Annotated in this window: 13 protein-coding genes and 1 pseudogene; 4 read left to right on the top strand and 10 right to left on the bottom strand. The window is 74.1% G+C overall.

Features of this window, described 5'->3' with window-relative positions:
- Nucleotides 1-2,297 (bottom strand): nitrate- and nitrite sensing domain-containing protein (locus IDM29_RS07890; protein ID WP_188037379.1); only part of this gene is annotated, 2,297 nt, incomplete at its 3' end.
- Between the two features lie 190 nt (nucleotides 2,298-2,487).
- Here IDM29_RS07890 and IDM29_RS07895 point away from each other — a divergent pair.
- Nucleotides 2,488-3,459, top strand: coding sequence for an NAD(P)H-quinone oxidoreductase (locus IDM29_RS07895; RefSeq protein ID WP_182112757.1), 972 nt, complete (start codon nucleotides 2,488-2,490; stop codon nucleotides 3,457-3,459).
- A gap of 27 nt (nucleotides 3,460-3,486) precedes the next feature.
- On the opposite strand, the gene IDM29_RS07900 is transcribed toward IDM29_RS07895, so the two are convergent.
- On the bottom strand, nucleotides 3,487-4,728 hold the full coding sequence (locus IDM29_RS07900) for an AGE family epimerase/isomerase (RefSeq protein WP_188037380.1): 1,242 nt from the start codon (nucleotides 4,726-4,728) through the stop codon (nucleotides 3,487-3,489).
- 78 nt (nucleotides 4,729-4,806) lie between these two features.
- Between IDM29_RS07900 and IDM29_RS07905 the strand changes: the two genes are divergently transcribed.
- Complete coding sequence (locus IDM29_RS07905) at nucleotides 4,807-5,325, top strand: bacterial proteasome activator family protein (protein WP_182112755.1); 519 nt, start codon at nucleotides 4,807-4,809, stop codon at nucleotides 5,323-5,325.
- Nucleotides 5,326-5,360: 35 nt separating this feature from the next.
- Here the strand turns inward: IDM29_RS07905 and IDM29_RS07910 are convergent, their stop codons facing one another.
- The 7 genes from IDM29_RS07910 to serS all read right to left on the bottom strand — a co-directional run bounded on the left by IDM29_RS07910 (nucleotide 5,361) and on the right by serS (nucleotide 13,408).
- Nucleotides 5,361-6,206, bottom strand: coding sequence for a DMT family transporter (locus IDM29_RS07910; RefSeq protein ID WP_188037384.1), 846 nt, complete (start codon nucleotides 6,204-6,206; stop codon nucleotides 5,361-5,363).
- A 128-nt stretch (nucleotides 6,207-6,334) separates the two neighbouring features.
- On the bottom strand, nucleotides 6,335-7,327 hold the full coding sequence (locus tag IDM29_RS07915; protein ID WP_182112753.1) for a carbohydrate ABC transporter permease: 993 nt from the start codon (nucleotides 7,325-7,327) through the stop codon (nucleotides 6,335-6,337).
- Nucleotides 7,324-8,271: a carbohydrate ABC transporter permease gene (locus tag IDM29_RS07920; RefSeq protein WP_182113975.1), complete on the bottom strand. Its 948-nt coding sequence runs from the start codon at nucleotides 8,269-8,271 to the stop codon at nucleotides 7,324-7,326. Before IDM29_RS07920 ends, IDM29_RS07915 begins: the two co-directional genes overlap by 4 nt.
- A 268-nt stretch (nucleotides 8,272-8,539) precedes the next feature.
- The gene (locus IDM29_RS07925) at nucleotides 8,540-9,946 is read right to left on the bottom strand and encodes an ABC transporter substrate-binding protein (RefSeq protein ID WP_182112752.1); all 1,407 of its coding nucleotides are present in this window, start codon (nucleotides 9,944-9,946) and stop codon (nucleotides 8,540-8,542) included.
- 245 nt (nucleotides 9,947-10,191) lie between these two features.
- Nucleotides 10,192-11,214, bottom strand: coding sequence for a LacI family DNA-binding transcriptional regulator (locus tag IDM29_RS07930; protein ID WP_188037381.1), 1,023 nt, complete (start codon nucleotides 11,212-11,214; stop codon nucleotides 10,192-10,194).
- 86 nt (nucleotides 11,215-11,300) lie between these two features.
- Complete coding sequence (locus tag IDM29_RS07935) at nucleotides 11,301-12,116, bottom strand: HAD family hydrolase (RefSeq protein WP_182112750.1); 816 nt, start codon at nucleotides 12,114-12,116, stop codon at nucleotides 11,301-11,303.
- Complete coding sequence (gene serS, locus IDM29_RS07940; RefSeq protein WP_188037382.1) at nucleotides 12,113-13,408, bottom strand: serine--tRNA ligase; 1,296 nt, start codon at nucleotides 13,406-13,408, stop codon at nucleotides 12,113-12,115. Before serS ends, IDM29_RS07935 begins: the two co-directional genes overlap by 4 nt.
- 73 nt (nucleotides 13,409-13,481) lie before the next feature.
- On the opposite strand from serS, the gene IDM29_RS07945 reads away from it, so the two are divergent.
- Entirely contained in the window at nucleotides 13,482-14,672 is a 1,191-nt protein-coding gene (locus tag IDM29_RS07945; RefSeq protein ID WP_188037383.1) for a diacylglycerol kinase family protein, read from the top strand.
- A gap of 65 nt (nucleotides 14,673-14,737) precedes the next feature.
- On the opposite strand, the gene pheA is transcribed toward IDM29_RS07945, so the two are convergent.
- Nucleotides 14,738-15,706, bottom strand: coding sequence for a prephenate dehydratase (gene pheA, locus IDM29_RS07950; protein ID WP_182112747.1), 969 nt, complete (start codon nucleotides 15,704-15,706; stop codon nucleotides 14,738-14,740).
- Between the two features lie 34 nt (nucleotides 15,707-15,740).
- Between pheA and IDM29_RS07955 the strand changes: the two are divergent.
- Nucleotides 15,741-17,100, top strand: a pseudogene (locus IDM29_RS07955) (hypothetical protein); the annotation flags it as partial.

Here is a 17,100-nt window from a genome sequence, read left to right on the forward strand (position 1 = left end):
GCGGCCGGCTCTATGACGGGCGGCGTCCAGACCTCGTCGTGCAGGGGGGCGGCGCCGGCCAGCGCGTCGGCCCGGGGAGCGAGCGGGATGGAGGGAGCGGCAGCCGCGTCGTCGGCCTCGCGGTGGCTCGTGCTGGGCGCCGGGGCCTCGGCGTCGGCGCCGCGGGAGCGCCGGCGCGGGAGCCCGCCGCCGGTCGTGCCGTCGGTGAGGGCGTCGAGGTCGACCTCCTCGGCGGGGTTCTCGGCGGAGCCGTAGGCACCGGGCGCGACGTCCTGGACGTGGGTGGGCGCGGGGGCGTACGCGGTGTCGTGGACGACCTCGGCGGCCACCTCCGGCCGCACGAACGCCTCCGGCTTCGCCGCGGCCTGCGCCGGACGCCCGGGCGCGGTGAGCGGGATGGCGGCCGGGTCGAGGAACAGGACGCGCGGCATGCGGATGGTCGCGAGCGTGCCGCGGCCGTCGGGCCCCATCGTCAGGGCGACCGACGCGCCGAGGCGCGCCGCGATGCGTCCGACGACGAACATGCCCAGGCGCTGCGAGCCGAGCACGTCACCGGCCGACGTCGTGCGGATCTTCTCGTTCGCGTCGGCGAGCTCCTCCGGCGTCATGCCCAGGCCCTGGTCGAGGATCGTGATGAGCACGCTCTCCTCGTCGATGCCCGTCGAGACGTGCACGGGGGTGCCCGGCTCGGAGAACACCGTGGCGTTCTCGAGCAGCTCGGCCATGAGGTGGGCGGCCGGCAGGGCCGTGTGACCGAGCATCATCGGGTCGACCGGCAGGTCGAGCTGCACACGCTCGTAGTGCTCGATCTCGGACGAGGCGGTGCGGATGACGTCGGACAGCGGCAGCGCTTCGCGCAGACGCCGGCCGGTGTCGATGCCCGCGAGCACGAGGAGCGACTCGGCGTTGCGGCGCATCCGGGTCGCGAGGTGGTCGAGCCGGAAGAGGTCCGCGAGCGTCTTGGGGTCCTCCTCCGAGCGCTCGAGCGCGTCGATGAAGGACAGCTGGCGGTTGAGGAGCACCTGGTCGCGGCGGGCGACGTTGACGAACATCTCGGCGATCGAGCCACGCAGCGCGGCCTGCTCCTTCGCGACCTGGATCGTGGTCGCGTTGACCTCGTTGAACGCGGCGGCCAGCTGGCCGACCTCGTCGCGGCTGGTCACGGGGATCTGCGTGAGCATGAGGTCGGGCACCTGGCCCGGGACGGCCACCTGGTCCACGAGGCGCGGCAGCTCGTCGCGCACGTTCGCGGCCGCCTCCGTCAGGCGGCGCAGCGGCACGGTGATCTGGCGGGCGATCACCAGGGCGATGGCGACGGAGGCGACCAGCGCCGCGAGGGCGACGAGCGTCGTGACGATGGCCGTGCGGGCGGCGGCTCCGGAGACGTTCGCGGCGCGGTTCTGGGCGGCCAGGCGCAGCTCGTTCTCGAGCGGCCCGAAGGCCTCGATCTCGGCGTCGGCCGCCTCGACCCAGTCCACGGGCTCGATGAAGTCGAAGTTCTGGCCCTCACCCGTGGCGATCAGGGTCCGGTAGGAGTCGTACGACTGGAACCCGTTGAAGGAGGCACCCAGCGGCGGCACGACGACGTCGTCGCCGAGCTCCAGCCCACGCACCGTGGAGGACGCCTGCTGGTGGCGGACCTTGGACGCCGGGAACAGCGTGGCGAGCTGGAGGACCTCCGTGGTCGCTCGCGAGCCGGCGAGCACCTGCGCACCGCGCGCCTGCTCCTCGCGGTAGTCCTCGGTCAGCGACGCGAGGTCGGCCTGCGCGGAGACGATGGCGGCCAGGCGGCGGTCGTCGAGGGCGTCGGCGACGTTCGCGGAGAAGGCGATCGTGTCCTCGATGAGGCGCGTGTAGTTCGTCACGACCGAGCTCATGGGGACGTTGCTGGCGTCGACACGGGTGCGGGCGCTCTCCAGGCCCTCGAGCGTCGAGCGCAGGTCCCGCACCGCGGCCGTGACGGCCGGGTCGAGCGTGCCGAGGTCCACGTCGGCGATCGCCGCGTCGAGGACCGCGACCTGCTCGGCCGTCGCCTCGCGCGTCCCGTCCACCGGGGCGCGGTCCGGGCTCGCCGTGACCGGGTCCACGAAGGGCAGCGCGGCGGCACGCTCGTCCTGGAGCGCGACCGCGAGCTCGCGCGACTCCTGGAGGGCACGGAGCAGAGTCGTCACGGTCTGCGCGGTCCGTGCCGTCTCGACCGTCTGCAAGGACACCTGGCCCGCGAGGGCGAGGATCACGAGCACAGGCACGGAGAGGGCCGCGAGGACCTTCCCGCGGATGCCCAACCTGCGAAGCATGGTGTCTCCTTCACAGTGCAGCGGTGCGCACCGGTGCACAGAGTGCTGGATGACGACGAGGGACCGGGATGGTTCCTGCCGTCCACGACACATCGGCCAGGTGAGGGCCCGGCATTAGGACCAGGGGGAGGCAGTGTGGTCCGCGCCACACCGTAGCGGGTGTTTTTCACCCGACTGGGAGACTTCGCCCATGAGATTCGTGCGCATCGTCACCCCCGGCGGCCCCGAGGTGCTCCTCCCCACGACCGGACCCGACCCCGAACGCGCGCCCGGTGAGGTCCTCGTGCAGGTCACGGCCGCGGGCGTGAACAACGCGGACCTGCTCCAGCGTGCGGGTCACTACCCCCCGCCCCCCGGCGCACCGGACTGGCCGGGTCTGGAGATCTCGGGCACCGTCCTGGCGGCCGACGCCGGCTCGGGCTGGTCGCCCGGCGACGCGGTCGTCGGGCTCCTCGCCGGGGGCGGCTACGCGGACCGCGTCGTCGTGCCCGCGGCCCAGCTGCTGCCCGTGCCCGACGGCGTGGACCTCGTGGCCGCGGCGGCCCTCCCCGAGGCCCTGTGCACGGTGTGGTCGACGTTCGAGGCGGCTCGCCTGTCGCCCGGCGAGTGGGTGCTGGTCCACGGCGGGTCGGGCGGCATCGGCACGATCGCGCTCCAGGTCGCGGCGGCGCTCGGCGCACGCGTGGTCACGACGGCGGGTGGTCCCGAGCGCGCGCAGCGGTGCCTCGAGCTCGGCGCCGTCGCGGCGATCGACCACCGCGGGGAGGACTTCGTCGCGCGCACGCGGGAGGTCACCGCGGGGCACGGCGCCGACGTCGTGCTCGACGTCGTGGGCGCCGCCTACCTGGCGCGCAACCTCGAGGTGCTCGCGACCGGCGGGCGGCTGGCCGTGATCGGGATGCAGAAGGGGCGCCGGGCGGAGCTCGACCTCGGGCTCCTCCTGACCCGGCGTGCCACCGTGCTCGGCACGACCCTGCGCTCACGCCCCGCGAGCGAGAAGGCGGCGATCGTCGCGGGCGTGCGCGAGCACCTGTGGCCGCTGGTCGCCGACGGCCGCATCCGCCCGGTGGTGCACGCCACGGTGCCGCTCGAGCGGGCGGGCGACGCCCACGCCGAGCTGGCGGCGGGCGGGGTCTTCGGCAAGCTGCTGCTCGTCCCGTGACGCCGCCGGCGGGCGGCGCCGCGGCCCTCAGGCCAGGAGGCCGCGCGCGAGCGCCGGCGCCAGCACGGGGGTGAGCGGCAGGCGCGGCAGCAGCGTCGCCTGCACCGCGTGGTACAGGTCGGCCTTGCCGCCCCAGACCGTCCGCGAGACGCGGTTCTCCTCGTCGAGCTCGTGCCACCACGAGCCGCCCTCGCGGTCCAGGAGGTGGGTGTCGGCGTAGTCCCACCACGTCGCGTACCAGGCCTCGAAGCGCTCGTCGCCGGTGACGGCGTGGAGGGCGGCGGCCGCGCCGAGCGCCTCGCACAGCACCCAGTGCATCCGCATCCGGACCACCGGCTCCCCCGACCAGTCGACGGTGTAGACGAAGCCCGGCGCGCCGTCCACGTCCCAGCCCTGCGCGACGGCCGCCTCGAAGAGCGCGACGGCGTCGTCGAGCAGCCACGGCTCGACCGGGCGCCCGGCGGCCTCGAGGGCGGCCCGTACGTGCAGCGTCAGGCGGGCCCACTCGAGCCAGTGGCCGACGGTCGCGCCGTAGGGGCGGAAGGGGTGCGCCGGGACGTCGCGGTTGTAGTCGAGCAGGGGCTGCCAGTCGGCGTCGAAGTGCTCCGGCAGGCGCCACCCGTTGCCCCGGGCCAGGCCGTGGACCACGCGCTCCACGATCCTGGCCGCGCGCTCGAGCCACGCGACGTCGCCCGTGACGTCGGCCGCCGCGAGGTAGGCCTCGACGGTGTGCATGTTCGCGTTGACGCCGCGGTACGCCTCGGTGGTGGTGAACGCCCGGTCCCAGGACTCGACGACCATGCCCGCCTCGTCGTCCCAGAAGTGGCGCAGCTGCACCGCGAGGGCCTCGTCGAGCAGCTCGCGCGCCCCGGGGCGGCCGGCGGCGGCCGCGCTGGCGGTCGCGAGGACCACGAAGGCGTGGGGGTAGGCGTCCTTCGCGGTCGCGGCGTCGTCGTGCGGCCCGTCGGGACCGACCGCGGCGAACCAGCCGCCGTGCTCCGCGTCGCGGAAGCGGCCGGCGAGCGCCGCGAGGCCGTGGTCGACGAGCGGCGCGCACCCGGGACGGCCCAGCAGCGCGCCGAGGGCGTAGACGTACGTCATCCGGCACGTGACCCACAGCTCGGTGGGGAGCCCCGGCTCGAGCCGGCCCCGCTCGTCGAGCCGGCCGAACCCGCCCTCGGCCACCCGGGACGCGCGACCGAAGTCCAGCAGGCGGTCGGTCTCGCCCTCGAGCCAGCGGTGGTGAGCGGGCGCGGACAACCAGGCCATGCGGTACTCCCAGGTCGGGGCGGGCGGCTGCGGTCACCGTACCGGGCGCATCGGGGCGTCCAGGGGGATGATGGACGGATGGACACGGCCCAGCCGGACGACACCGACGCCACCAGCACCGCCGGCCCCGAGGAGGAGGCGCCCGACGCCACCTACATCGGCCAGCCCGCGAAGGTCATGCGGATCGGCACGATGGTCAAGCAGCTGCTCGAGGAGGTGCGGAGCTCACCCCTCGACGAGGCGGCACGCGGGCGGCTCGCGGAGGTGCACGAACGGTCCCTGCACGAGCTCGAGGACGGCCTGTCCCCCGACCTGGTCGACGAGCTGCGGCGGATCTCGCTGCCGTTCGAGGACGACAACCCCACCGAGGGCGAGCTGCGCGTCGCGCAGGCGCAGCTGGTCGGGTGGCTCGAGGGCCTCTTCCACGGCCTGCAGACCGCGCTCATCGCCCAGCAGATGTCCACCCAGGCCCAGCTCGCGCAGATGCGCCGCGGGCTGCCGCCGGGCGTGGCCGCGCAGCTCCAGGCGCCCGGCGCCCCGCCCGGTCCCAGCATGGCCGGCGGCGACGAGCGCCGCGCCCCCGGGCAGTACCTGTAGCGGCGGCGGTGACGGCGCCGCGGGACGCTACGCGCTCACGCACCGTCCGGAGGCGTGCGGCGGCGCGACGTCAGCGCGATGGCCGCGGAGACGAGCACGAGCCCGACGACGTCGACGGGGTGCGGCCACTGCCGCAACGCCACGGCGCCCACGACGGCCGCGGTCGCGGGCAGCAGGGCGAGGAGCACCGCGAACGTCGCCGAGCTCACACGCCGCAGGACCGTCTGCTCGAGCGCGTAGGGCACCACGGAGGACAGCACGGCGACGGCGACGACCGCCAGGACGAGCGCGGGCGAGGTCAGCACCGGTGCCCCGCGGCCGGCGAGGACCGGCGCCCAGACCAGCGCGCCCGCGGCCATCGCGACGGCCAGCGAGGTGACGCCGTCGTGCCCGACGGCGACGCGGCGCCCCAGCACGACGTAGCCCGCCCAGCAGGCCGCGGCGGCGAGGATCAGCGCCAGCCCGAGCACGACCTCGCCCTCGCCCGTGCTCAGCGTCACGCCCGCCAGGAGGACGACGCCGACGGCGGCGAGCCCGATCGCGAGCCGGTCGCGCCAGCCCGAGCCGGTCAGCGCCGCGACGGCGACCGGACCGATGAACTCGATCGCCACGGCGGTGCCGAGCGGCAGGTGCTCGATCGCCAGGTAGAACGTGACGTTCATGGTCGCCAGGACCACCCCGAAGGCGACGGCGGCGCCGAGCGAGCGGCGCGTCCACGGGGTGCGCCACGGGCGCCGCCAGGCCAGCAGCACGAGCGCGGCCACGACCAGTCGGAGCCACGCGACCCCGGCGGCGGGGATGCGGTCGAAGAGTCCGATCGCGACGGCGGCCCCGCCGTACTGGGCCAGGCCCGAGACGACGAACAGCGCGGGTGCCGGCACCCGCGCGACCACGGCACCGGCGCCCGACCTCACCGCGTCACCCTACGACCCCGGGACGACGCCGACCCGGCGGGTCCGGCGAGGTGCCGGACCCACCGGGTCGGTCGGTCGTGCGCGGGTGCGAGCGGTCAGCCCTTGACCGAGCCGGCCAGCAGGCCGCGGACGAAGTAGCGCTGCAGCGAGAGGAACACGATGAGCGGCACGAGCATGGCGACGAACGCACCCGACGACAGCAGGTGCCAGGTCTCCCCGCGGCTGCCCGCGAGGCCCGCGAGGCGCACCGTGAGCGGCGCGACCTGGGACTGCGAGCCGAACACGAGCGAGACCAGCAGGTCGTTCCACACCCACAGGAACTGGAAGATGCCGAACGCCGCGATCGCCGGGATGAGCAGCGGCATGAGCACCTGGAAGAAGATCTGCACGTGCCCGGCGCCGTCGACCCGGGCCGCCTCGACGAGGGACGGCGGGATGTCCTTCATGAAGTTGTGCAGCAGGAAGATGGCCAGCGGCAGCGCGAAGATCGAGTGCGAGAGCCACACCGGCCAGAACGTGCCGGCGATGTCCCAGTTCACGTACTGCGTCAGCAGCGGGATCATCGTGACCTGGATGGGCACGACCTGGAGCGCGAACACCCCGACGAACAGGATGTTGCGGCCCTTGAAGTCGATCCAGGCGAAGGCGTAGGCGGCGAGCAGCGCGATGCTGATCGGGATGAGCACCGCGGGCAGCGTCACGACGACCGAGTTGATGAGGTACTGCCCGAGGCTGACGTCGCTGCCGAACAGCACGTCGGTGTAGTTGTCGAGCGTGACGTCCGGCAGCCCGTTCTCCGCGATCTCGCGGGGGTCCCAGAAGTTCCACCACCCGTTGGCGCGGATGTCCTGGACGGGACGGAACGACGTCGTCAGCAGGCCGAACGTCGGCACGGTCCACATGATCGCGATGAGCAGCGCGATGCCCGACGCCCAGGGGTTCGCCAGGCGCTTCTTGGCCTTGCGGGCGCGCTCGTCGACCCGCGCGAAGCGGCCCGGCTTGTCCTCGCGTCCGGGAGGCGCGCCGCCGACGGACTCGCCCGGCTCCTGGTGGCCGAACGCCTGCAGGGGTGCGGGGTTGGTGGTCATCGGATCTCCTCCGAGAGGCGCAGCTGGCGGACGTTGTAGATGACCACCGGGATGACGATGAGGAAGAGGATCACCGCGAGGGCGGCCCCCATCCCGCCGTCGCCCTGCACGAAGCTCTGCTGGTAGAACTCGTTGGCCACGACGGACGTGCCGAACTGGCCGCCCGTCATCGTCCGCACGATGTCGAACACCTTCAGCGTCGTCATGGCGATGGTCGTGACGACCACGACGAGCGCGGGCCGGATGCTGGGCACCGTGATGTAGCGGAACATCTGCAGGCCCTTGAGGCCGTCGAGCCGGGCGGCCTCGACGATGTCGTCCGGGATCGCGCGGATCGCGGCCGAGAGGATCGTCATCGCGAAGCCCGCCTGGATCCAGATCAGCACCGCGATGAGGAAGAGGTTGTTCCAGGGCTGCTGGAGCAGGAACTGCTGGGGCTCCAGCCCGAGCATGACGAGGAGCTGGTTGAGCAGGCCGGTCTGCTCACGCTGGCCCTGTGCACCCGGGTCGCGGTGCTCGTACATGAAGCGCCAGATGATCGACGCGCCGACCAGCGAGATCGCCATGGGCAGGAAGACCAGCGCCTTCGCGAGCTTCTCGAACCGCGTCCGGTCGACGACCACGGCGTACACGAGCCCGATGAACGTCGCCAGGATCGGCACGAGCAGCACCCAGATCGCGGTGTTGCGCAGGACGACCTGGAAGGCGGGCTCGGTGAACGCCGTGAGGTAGTTCTCGACGCCGATGAACGTCTGGCCGTTGCGGTTGAACAGGGACTGGTAGACCGTCCGCAGCGCGGGGTAGACCAGGCCGAAACCGAGGAACACCAGGGCGGGCCCGACGAACGCGGCCGTGACCAGCCAGTTCGGCACCCGCTTGGGCTTGTCGACCGCGAGCAGGATGGCGCCCATCACGACGACGAACAGCGCGATCGCGATCACCATCAGGGCGAGCTTGTGCCCCGGTGTCTCGGCGTTGAGGAGGAAGTCGCTGACGATCCCCCAGATGTAGTCCCACCAGAGCTTGACGTTCTCCACCCGCTACCTCCGCAGTTCACGGCCGGCGCAGCAGCGCGCTCGACCCAGCCGTCATGACGCGTGCCCCGACCGTCCTCCTCCGCGGGCGCGGGGGCAAGAGCCGGGGACCCCGCACCCGGAAGCAGGGACCTACCTGGTGGTGGGTCCCTGCTCCCGGTGTGGTGCCGTCAGCCGATCAGTCGGTCGGCCACGACTCCTCGATGGAGGTCAGGACGTCGACGGACGACTTGTCGTTCGCGATCCAGTTGACCATCTCCGTCCAGAAGGACCCCGAGCCCACCGGGCCGGGCATCAGGTCGGAGGCGTCGAACCGGACGGTGTACTCGTCCGAGGCGAGCAGCTCGTTCGAGAGCTGGTCGATCGGCGACTGGAGCTTCGACGCGTCGAGGCCGCTGTTCGCGGACACCCAGCCGGCGTTGGAGACCTCGGCCTTGGCGTTGGCCCACACGTCGCTGGCGACGAAGGCGTGGAACGCGTTGACCTCGGGGCGGTCGTCGAACGCGACCGTGAACTCGCCGGCCATGAGCAGCGGCTTCTCGGTCTCGCTCTGGCTCGGCAGGTAGAACGCGAAGACGTCGCCGTCCTCGGCGATCTCGACGTCCTCACGGACCTGCTGCCAGTTGACCCCGTAGAAGTTCGCCGCGCGGTGCATGTAGCACTCGCCGTCGAGGATCGGGAAGCCGCCGGCGTCCCAGTCCGTCGTCGCGATGCTCGACACGTCGCCGAGGCCGCCGTTGACGTACTCCGGGTTCTTGAGGATCTCACCGGCCGCGTCGAGGGCCTCGACGATCTGCGGGTCGTTGAACGGGATCTCGTGCGCGATCCACTGGTCGTAGACGTCGGGGCCGGCCGTGCGGAGCACGACGTCCTCGAGGAAGTCGGTGGCCGGCCAGCCGGTGGCGTCACCGGACGCGATGCCCGCGCACCACGGCGTGCCGCCGTCGGCGACGATCTGGTCGGACAGCGCGATCATGTCGTCCCACGTCGTGGGGATCTCGTAGCCGGCCTCCTCGAACATGCTCGGGGAGTACCAGACGAAGGACTTGGCGTTGGCGCCGAGCGGGGAGCCGTAGAGGGTCCCGTCGACCGTGCCGTACTCCTTCCACTCGTCCGTGAAGAACTCGTCGACCATCGCCGTGACCTCCTCGGAGGCCGGCTTGATGACGCCGGGGAAGTCCGTCACCAGGCGCTGCAGCAGGCCCGGCTGGGGGATGTAGGCGATGTCGGGAGCCGCGCCGGACTGCATCCGGACCGCGATCTGGGCCTCGAACTCGTCGGACGCCTCGTACTCGATGGTCGAGCCGGTGCACTCCTCGTACTTCTCGTACGAGGCCTCCTGCGCGGTCGCCTCGTCGCCCGTGATGGTCGTGTAGACCTCGACGGTGGTGCCGTCCAGGTCGCCCATCTCGATGAACTGCTCGTAGTCCTCGCAGCCCTCGGCGACCTCTCCGCCGCCGCCGTCACCGTCGCCGCCGTCGCCCTCGTCGGAGGGGGGTGGCGTACACGCGGCCAGCGTGATGGCCAGGGTGAAGACCCCGGCCGTGGCGGCCGCGAAGTTGCGGCTCTTCCTGGTGCTGATCATCAGCGATTCCTCCACGTCGTCGTGGGACTGGCGTCCCCCGTGCGGCCCAGCAGCGACAGTGGGGCTGCGCTGCGCTGGGCACCACCGGCCATGCAAGCGCTTGCACCGCGGCCCGGCAACCCCGTAGGGCCTCGGCCGTGCCACAAGGGGGTAACGATTCGGCAACATGGCCCGATGGGACCGGTCCAGGGGCCGTCCACGCCTGTGCACGGGACGAGGCGGCACGAATCGGGCGCGCGTAGGCGTCAGCGGCCTCGCCGCGCGGCGGGCACCGGCCCGGTGGACCGGCGCAGCACGAGCTCGGTCGGCACGACCGTCTCCCGCGGGGCCGGGACACCGGCGATCATGTCGAGCACCAGGCGCGCCGCGACGGCGCCCTGCTCGCTCGCGGGCTGCGCCATCGTCGTCAGGCCCACGAGCTCACCGAGGTCGTGCCCGTCGATGCCGATCACCGAGACGTCCCCCGGCACGTCGAGCCCGGCGTCGCGCAGGGCCATGAAGGCGCCCATCGCGATCTCGTCGGACGCGGCGAACACCGCCGTGACGTCCGGCGCACGCTCGAGCAGCGCGCGCATCGACGCGCGGCCGCCCTCGACGTCGAACCCGCCGTGCGCCTCGAGCGCCGGGTCGAGCGGCAGGCCGGCCTCCCGCAGGCCGTCGCGCCAGCCGGCGGCGCGCTCCACGGGCGCGGAGCCCGGCGCGGCGTCGTCGACCGCCCCGGTCAGGTGGGCGATGCGGCGGTGGCCCAGGCACGCGAGGTGGAGCGTCGCCGCGCGGGCCGTCGCGCGGTCGTCCAGCCGCACGGTCACCTGGCCGTCCGCTCCCCACCCGATGCACACCAGGGGGTGCCCGAGTGCCAGGAGGCCGGCGACCTCGTCCTCGTCGAGCGGCAGTCCGACGACGAGGACGCCGTCGACCCGGCGCTGCAGCACGCCCGGGTCGACGCGCGGGCGGCCCGTGCGCCGGCGCCCGTCGAACGTGTAGAGCAGCACGTCGAAGCCGTGGCCGCGCAGCGTCCGCTCGGCGCCCTCGATGACGTTGGAGAAGAACCAGCGGTTGACGTACGGCGAGATCAGGCCGATCGCCCGGGTGCGGCCGGACGCGAGGGTCGCGGCCGACGGCGACGCGACGTACCCCAGCTGCGTGGCCGCGTCGCGGACCCGCTCGCGCGTCGCCTGCGTGACGTTGGGCAGGTTGCGCAGCGCCCTGGACACCGTCGCCGTCGAGACGCCGGCGGCGCGGGCCACGTCGTCGATGCCTGCCGCCATGGCCGGATTCTGCTCCCTGGCCGGTGCGGGGGTCCACCGCGTGGGTCCGCCGTCCGGCCCGCGGCTCACGCGGCCGGCACGCGCGCTCAGACGAGCAGCGACCTCAGGACCGGCACGGCGCCCTCGTCCTCGACCGTGCCCGTGACCGCGTCGGCGGCCTCCTGCACCGGGATCTCGGCGTGGCCCATGGCGACCCCGTGCGCCGCCCAGCGCAGCATGTCGACGTCGTTGCTGCCGTCGCCGAGCGCGAGGGTGCGGTCCGGGCCGACGCCGAGCCGGGTCCGCACCCGCTCGAGCGCGCTGGCCTTGGTCACGCCCTGGGGTGCGACGTCCATCCACGCCGTCCAGCCGATCGCGTACGTCACGTCGGCGAGGCCGAGGTGGGCGACGAGGTCGTGGAACTCCTGGCTGGTGTGGCCCGGGCTGCGCACGATCAGGCGCGTCACGTGCCGCGAGGTCAGCTCGTCGAGGTGCACGACGTCGTGCTGCCCGGACAGCTCCCCCTCGGGGAACAGCTTGTTCATGCGGAACCCCGTGCCCACCTCCTCGACCGCGAAGTAGGCGTCCGGGAACTCGGCGGCCATGAGCCGCAGCACCGGGCCGGGGTCGAAGGTGACGACCTCGTCGAGCTCGACGCCGTCGGGCGCGTCGGGGTCGAGCCGCGCCGTCACCGAGCCGTTCGAGCACACGATCCAGCCGTGCTCCAGGCCCAGCTCGGCCGCGACGGGCGTCGTCGCGTGGAGCGAGCGACCGGTCGCGAGCACGACGTGGTGGCCCGCCTCGCGCACGGCGACGACGGCGTCGCGCACCGCCGGCCGCAGCTCGCCCGCGTAGGTCAGCAGCGTGCCGTCGAGGTCGAGCGCGACGAGCCGGGCCTGCCCGTCGAGGTCCGGACGCGTCATGCCCCGACCGCGCCGGTGGGGTGCAGGACCTCGAGCCCGCCGAGGTAGGGCCGCAGCCCCTGCGGCACGCGCACCGAGCCGTCGGGCTGCTGGTGGTTCTCGAGCAGCGCGACGATCCAGCGCGTGGTGCCGAGCGTCCCGTTGAGCGTCGCGACCGGGCGCGTGTCGCCCTCGGCCGTGCGCTCGCGCACGCCGAGTCGCCGCGCCTGGAACGTGGTGCAGTCCGACGTCGAGGTGAGCTCGAGCCAGCGCTGCTGGCTCGGCAGCCAGGCCTCGCAGTCGAACTTGCGCGCGGCGCTCGAACCCAGGTCGCCGGCGGCGGTGTCGATGACGCGGTAGGGCAGCTCGACGAGGGCGAGCATCTCCTCCTCCATCGCGAGCAGCCGCTCGTGCTCGGCCCGCGAGTCCTCGGCGCTGACGTAGGCGAACATCTCGACCTTGTGGAACTGGTGCACGCGGATGATGCCGCGCGTGTCCTTGCCGTACGACCCGGCCTCGCGCCGGTAGCAGGCCGACCAGCCGGCGTAACGGCGCGGACCGCCCGACAGGTCGAGGATCTCGTCCGCGTGGTAGCCCGCGAGCGCCACCTCGGAGGTCCCGACGAGGTAGAGGTCGTCCGCCTCGAGGCGGTACACCTCGTCCGCGTGCGCGCCGAGGTACCCCGTGCCAGCCATGACCTCGGGCTTGACCAGCGTGGGCGTGATCATCGGGGTGAAGCCGGCGGCCAGCGCGCGGTCCATCGCGGCGTTGAGCAGCGCGAGCTCGAGGCGCGCGCCGATGCCCGTGAGGAAGTAGAAGCGCGCGCCCGAGACCTTGGCGCCGCGCTCGGTGTCGATCGCCCCCAGCAGCTCGCCCAGCTCCAGGTGGTCGCGCACCCGGAAGTCGTCGCCGTACTCGGCCGCGAGGTCGCGCGGCGTGCCGACGTGCTTGAGGACGACGTAGTCGTCCTCGCCGCCCGCCGGGACGCCGTCGTGCACGACGTTGCCGATGCGCGAGACGACCCGGTCGAGCTCGGCGGCGGCCGCGTCGGCGTCGGCCTGGAGCGCCTTGACCTGCTCGGCGAGGCCCTTGGCGCGCGCGAGGAGCTCCGCCTTGGCGTCGCCCGTGGCCCGCGCGACCTCCTTGCCGAGCGACTTCTGCTCGGCGCGCAGCCGCTCGAAGTCGGTCAGCGCGGACCGCCGTCGGGCGTCGAGCTCGAGCACCGTGTCGACCAGGGACGGGTCGTCACCGCGCAGCCTCTGGCTCGTGCGGACGGCGTCGGGGTTGTCCCTCAGGAGGCGCAGGTCGATCACCCGACGAGGGTACCCAGCGGCGCGGGCAAGCCCCACCCGAGCGCGGGTGGGCCCACGGCCGTACGGTTCAGCCATGACAGCAGACGCGTGGCTCGTGCTCGCCGTCGTCGCCGTCGCGCTCCTCGCGCTCGCCGCGCTGGTCGTCGCCCTGCAGAACCGGCGCGCGCTCGTCGGGCACGGCGTCGCGATGAAGCCGTCGATCGCGGGCCCGGGGAGCGAGGGGTCCGCCGCCACGGAGGAGACGGACGCGGCCCACACGCTCGTCGCCTTCGTCGCCAACCCCACCAAGCCCGGCGTGCCCGAGCTGCGCGACGCCGCCGTCCAGGCGTGCGCCGCGCGCTACCTGCCCGAGCCGATGTGGTTCGACACCACGGAGGACGACCCCGGCATCGGCCAGGCGCGCGAGGCGGTCGAGAAGGGCGCCAAGGTCGTGGTGGCCGTGGGCGGCGACGGCACCGTGCGCGCCGTGGCGGAGGGCCTCGTCGGCACGGGCTGCTCGATGGCGATCGTCCCGCAGGGCACCGGCAACCTGCTCGCGCGGAACCTGGACATGCCCCTCGACGACATCGACGCCCTCCTGCGCATCGCCCTGACGGGCGAGGACCGGAGCATCGACGTCGGCTGGCTCACCGTGGTCAACGACGAGGCGGGCGTGAGCGACGACATCGCCGAGGCCGACCCGGAGGCCGTCGCACCGCACGAGAAGCCGCGGGGCGCCCGCGCGCTCCCGCGCGACCACATCTTCCTCGTCATCGCCGGCATCGGGTTCGACGCCGCACTCGTCGGCGACGCCGACGAGGACCTCAAGGCCAAGGTCGGCTGGCTGGCCTACTTCGTCTCCGCCCTGCGGCACCTGCGCGGCGGGCGGATGCGCCTGGAGCTCTCCTACGACGACGGGCCGTGGCGGCGGGTGCGCCTGCGCAGCCTGCTCTTCGGCAACGTCGGACGCCTCCCGGGCGGGATCACGCTGCTGCCCGACGCCACGATCGACGACGGCTGGATGGACATCGGCGAGATCGACACCCGCGCGGGCCTGGCGGGCTGGACGCAGCTGCTGGGCGAGGTCGCCTTGCAGCGCTTCGGCATGTCGAACGACCTGCCCAACAAGATCGGGAAGATCGACCACCACCGCGTCCGCCAGGCCCGCGCCCGCTCGCGCGAGCCGCAGCCGGTCCAGGTCGACGGCGACACGATCGGCGAGGTCCTCGAGGTCGCCGCGCGGGTCGAGAAGCACGCGCTGGTCGTCCGGGTCGACGGCGGCTGAGCACCGGTCGACGATCGGGGACCTCCACTCCCGGCTGCCGGGAGCAGCGGTCCCCGTCCCGCCGGTCAGTCGGTGTGGCCCTCGCGCAGGCGGGCCACCCAGGTGCGCGCCGCGGCGAAGTCGGCGTCGGACGTGCCGGGGCGCACGTCGCCGAGCGGCGCGTCCACGCGCGGGTACGAGCCGAGGAACCGCACGTGCGGGCACACCCGGTGCAGGCCCATGAGGGCCTCCGCCATGCGCTCGTCCTCGACGTGCCCCTCGGCGTCCATCGAGAAGGAGTACCGGCCGAGCGCGTCCCCGATGGGCCGCGACTCGATCCGCGAGAGGTTCACGCCACGCGTCGCGAGCTGCTCGAGCATCTCCAGCAGCGCACCCGCCCGGTTGCTCGGCAGGTGCACCACGAGCGTGGTCTTGTCGGCGCCCGTGCGCGGCGGCACGGCACCGGGCCGGCCCACCAGGACGAAGCGCGTGACCGCGTGCGGGTTGTCGGCCACGGCCTCGGCGAGCGGGACGAGCCCGTAGTGCCCGACGGCGGGCGGCGGCACGAGCGCCGCGTCGAACCCGAGCGCCTCGCCCGGCTCGGCCAGGAGGGCCGCCGGCGCGGTGTTCGACGTCGCGGGCACGTGCACGACGCCGGGCAGGTTCGCCGCGAGCCACTTTCGGCACTGGGCCCACGCGTGCGGGTGCGCGGAGATGCGGCGGATCGCGGAGAGCGGCGTGGCGGCGCGCGCGGCGAGCACGAAGCCGACGGGCACGAGCATCTCGCGCAGGATCACCAGCGGCTCACCGGTCGCGAGGGTGTCCAGGACCGCGTTGACGCCGCCCTCGACGGAGCTCTCGATCGCGACGACGGCGCGGTCCGCGTCCCCCGCGCGCACGGCCTCGATCGCCGAGACGACGTCGACCTGCGGGAGGTAGACCGCGTCCTGCGGCGCCGCGACCTGGCGCAGCGCGGACTCGGTGAACGTGCCCGCCGGGCCGAGGTAGGCGTAGCGCAGGGGCGGGAGCGGCTGGGCCGTGCCGTGCGTGCTCATCGGCGGCAGCGTAGTGCGCCCGTAGGCTGACCGCGTGCTGCGTCCTACCCGTGCCCGCGCCGTCCTGGCCGCCGTCGGGGCGGCGCTGACGCTCGTCCTGGGCCTCACCGGGGCACCGACGGCCGTCGCGGCGCCCGACCGGGCGGCGAGCGACGACGCGGCGGCCGACGCCGGCCGCGGCCACGCCGTGGTCGTGATCGGCACGGCCGGCCTGCGCTGGGACGACGTCCACACGCTGTCGACGCCGGCCCTGTGGGACGTGTCCCGCACCGCCTCGATCGGGACCCTCGCGGCCCGCAGCGTCAGGTCCTCGGCGTGCCCCGCCGACGGGTGGCTCGCCCTCTCGGCGGGAGCACGTGCCGCGGACCTGCCCGGGACCGCGTACGGCGAGTGCCGCACCCTGGTCAACCCCTCGCCCGAGGGCCAGGTGCGCGGCTGGGCCGACTACGTCGAGTCGGCCGAGCTCGAGGACTACGACCCCCGCCTGGGCCTGCTCGGCGACACGCTGGCCGCCGCCGGCACGCCCGCGGCGGCGATCGGACCGGGCGCCGCGATCGCGCTCGCGGACGGTGACGGCACGCTGAGCGTGCCGTACACGCCGCGCCCGTCCGACCCGGCGCAGCTGCGCACCGACGTGCGCACGGCGCTGGGCATCGCCGACCTCGTGGTCGTCGACGTCGGCGCGGTCCGTGACACGGGCCGCGCGACCGCGCCCCGCGCCGAGCCGCTGGCCCAGCCGACGGCGGGCACGGACGACGAGACCGGCGCGGGGGACGGCGAGGGCGCGGACGAGCCGGCGCCCACCGGCGAGGAGCCCGACGGCCCGGACGTCATCACCGAGCCCACCCGGCCCGAGCAGGTCCGGCCCGTGGACGAGCGGGTCGGCGCGGTGCTGGCCGGCATCCGCGCGAGCGACCGCGACGTCACGGTGCTCCTGGTCTCCCTCGCGGACTCCGGCACGCGCGCCCGCATGCAGCTGGCCGCCGCGATCGGGCCGGCGCCGGGCGGGCAGACCTACGGCGACTCCCTGCTGGGCTCCCGCTCCACGCGGCAGCCCGGGATGATCCAGGCGACGGACCTCACCCCGACGGTGCTCGCGGCGCTCGGCATCACGGACGACGCCCCCGCCGGGGCCCTGGTCGGCGCCCCGGTCGTGCCGGTCCCGGGGCCGGACAGCGCCAACGCCCGGCTCACGGCCGTGCTGGACATCGACCAGCACTCGGTGGCGGTGCGCCCCGTGACGCCGCGGTTCTACACGCTGCTCATCGTCTCGAACCTCGTGCTCTACCTGCTCGTGACGCTCGGCCTGAACACGCGCGCCCTCGGGGCGCTCTCGCGCGCGGCGGCGCGCCTGCCCGGCCGCGCGGCCGCCCGCGTCGTGTCCGCCGTCGGCG

The sequence above is a fragment of the Actinotalea sp. JY-7885 genome, from assembly GCF_014525465.1.
GTDB lineage: Bacteria > Actinomycetota > Actinomycetes > Actinomycetales > Cellulomonadaceae > Actinotalea.

Coding starts and splice junctions, on each gene's coding strand:
- IDM29_RS07895 (WP_182112757.1), top strand. CDS start 2,488: ATGAGATTCGTGCGCATCGTCACCCCCGGCGGCCCCGAGGTGCTCCTC.
- IDM29_RS07900 (WP_188037380.1), bottom strand. CDS start 4,728: ATGGCCTGGTTGTCCGCGCCCGCTCACCACCGCTGGCTCGAGGGCGAG.
- IDM29_RS07905 (WP_182112755.1), top strand. CDS start 4,807: ATGGACACGGCCCAGCCGGACGACACCGACGCCACCAGCACCGCCGGC.
- IDM29_RS07915 (WP_182112753.1), bottom strand. CDS start 7,327: ATGACCACCAACCCCGCACCCCTGCAGGCGTTCGGCCACCAGGAGCCG.
- IDM29_RS07920 (WP_182113975.1), bottom strand. CDS start 8,271: ATGGTGATCGCGATCGCGCTGTTCGTCGTCGTGATGGGCGCCATCCTG.
- IDM29_RS07925 (WP_182112752.1), bottom strand. CDS start 9,946: ATGATCAGCACCAGGAAGAGCCGCAACTTCGCGGCCGCCACGGCCGGG.
- IDM29_RS07930 (WP_188037381.1), bottom strand. CDS start 11,214: ATGGCGGCAGGCATCGACGACGTGGCCCGCGCCGCCGGCGTCTCGACG.
- IDM29_RS07935 (WP_182112750.1), bottom strand. CDS start 12,116: ATGACGCGTCCGGACCTCGACGGGCAGGCCCGGCTCGTCGCGCTCGAC.
- IDM29_RS07945 (WP_188037383.1), top strand. CDS start 13,482: ATGACAGCAGACGCGTGGCTCGTGCTCGCCGTCGTCGCCGTCGCGCTC.
- pheA (WP_182112747.1), bottom strand. CDS start 15,706: ATGAGCACGCACGGCACGGCCCAGCCGCTCCCGCCCCTGCGCTACGCC.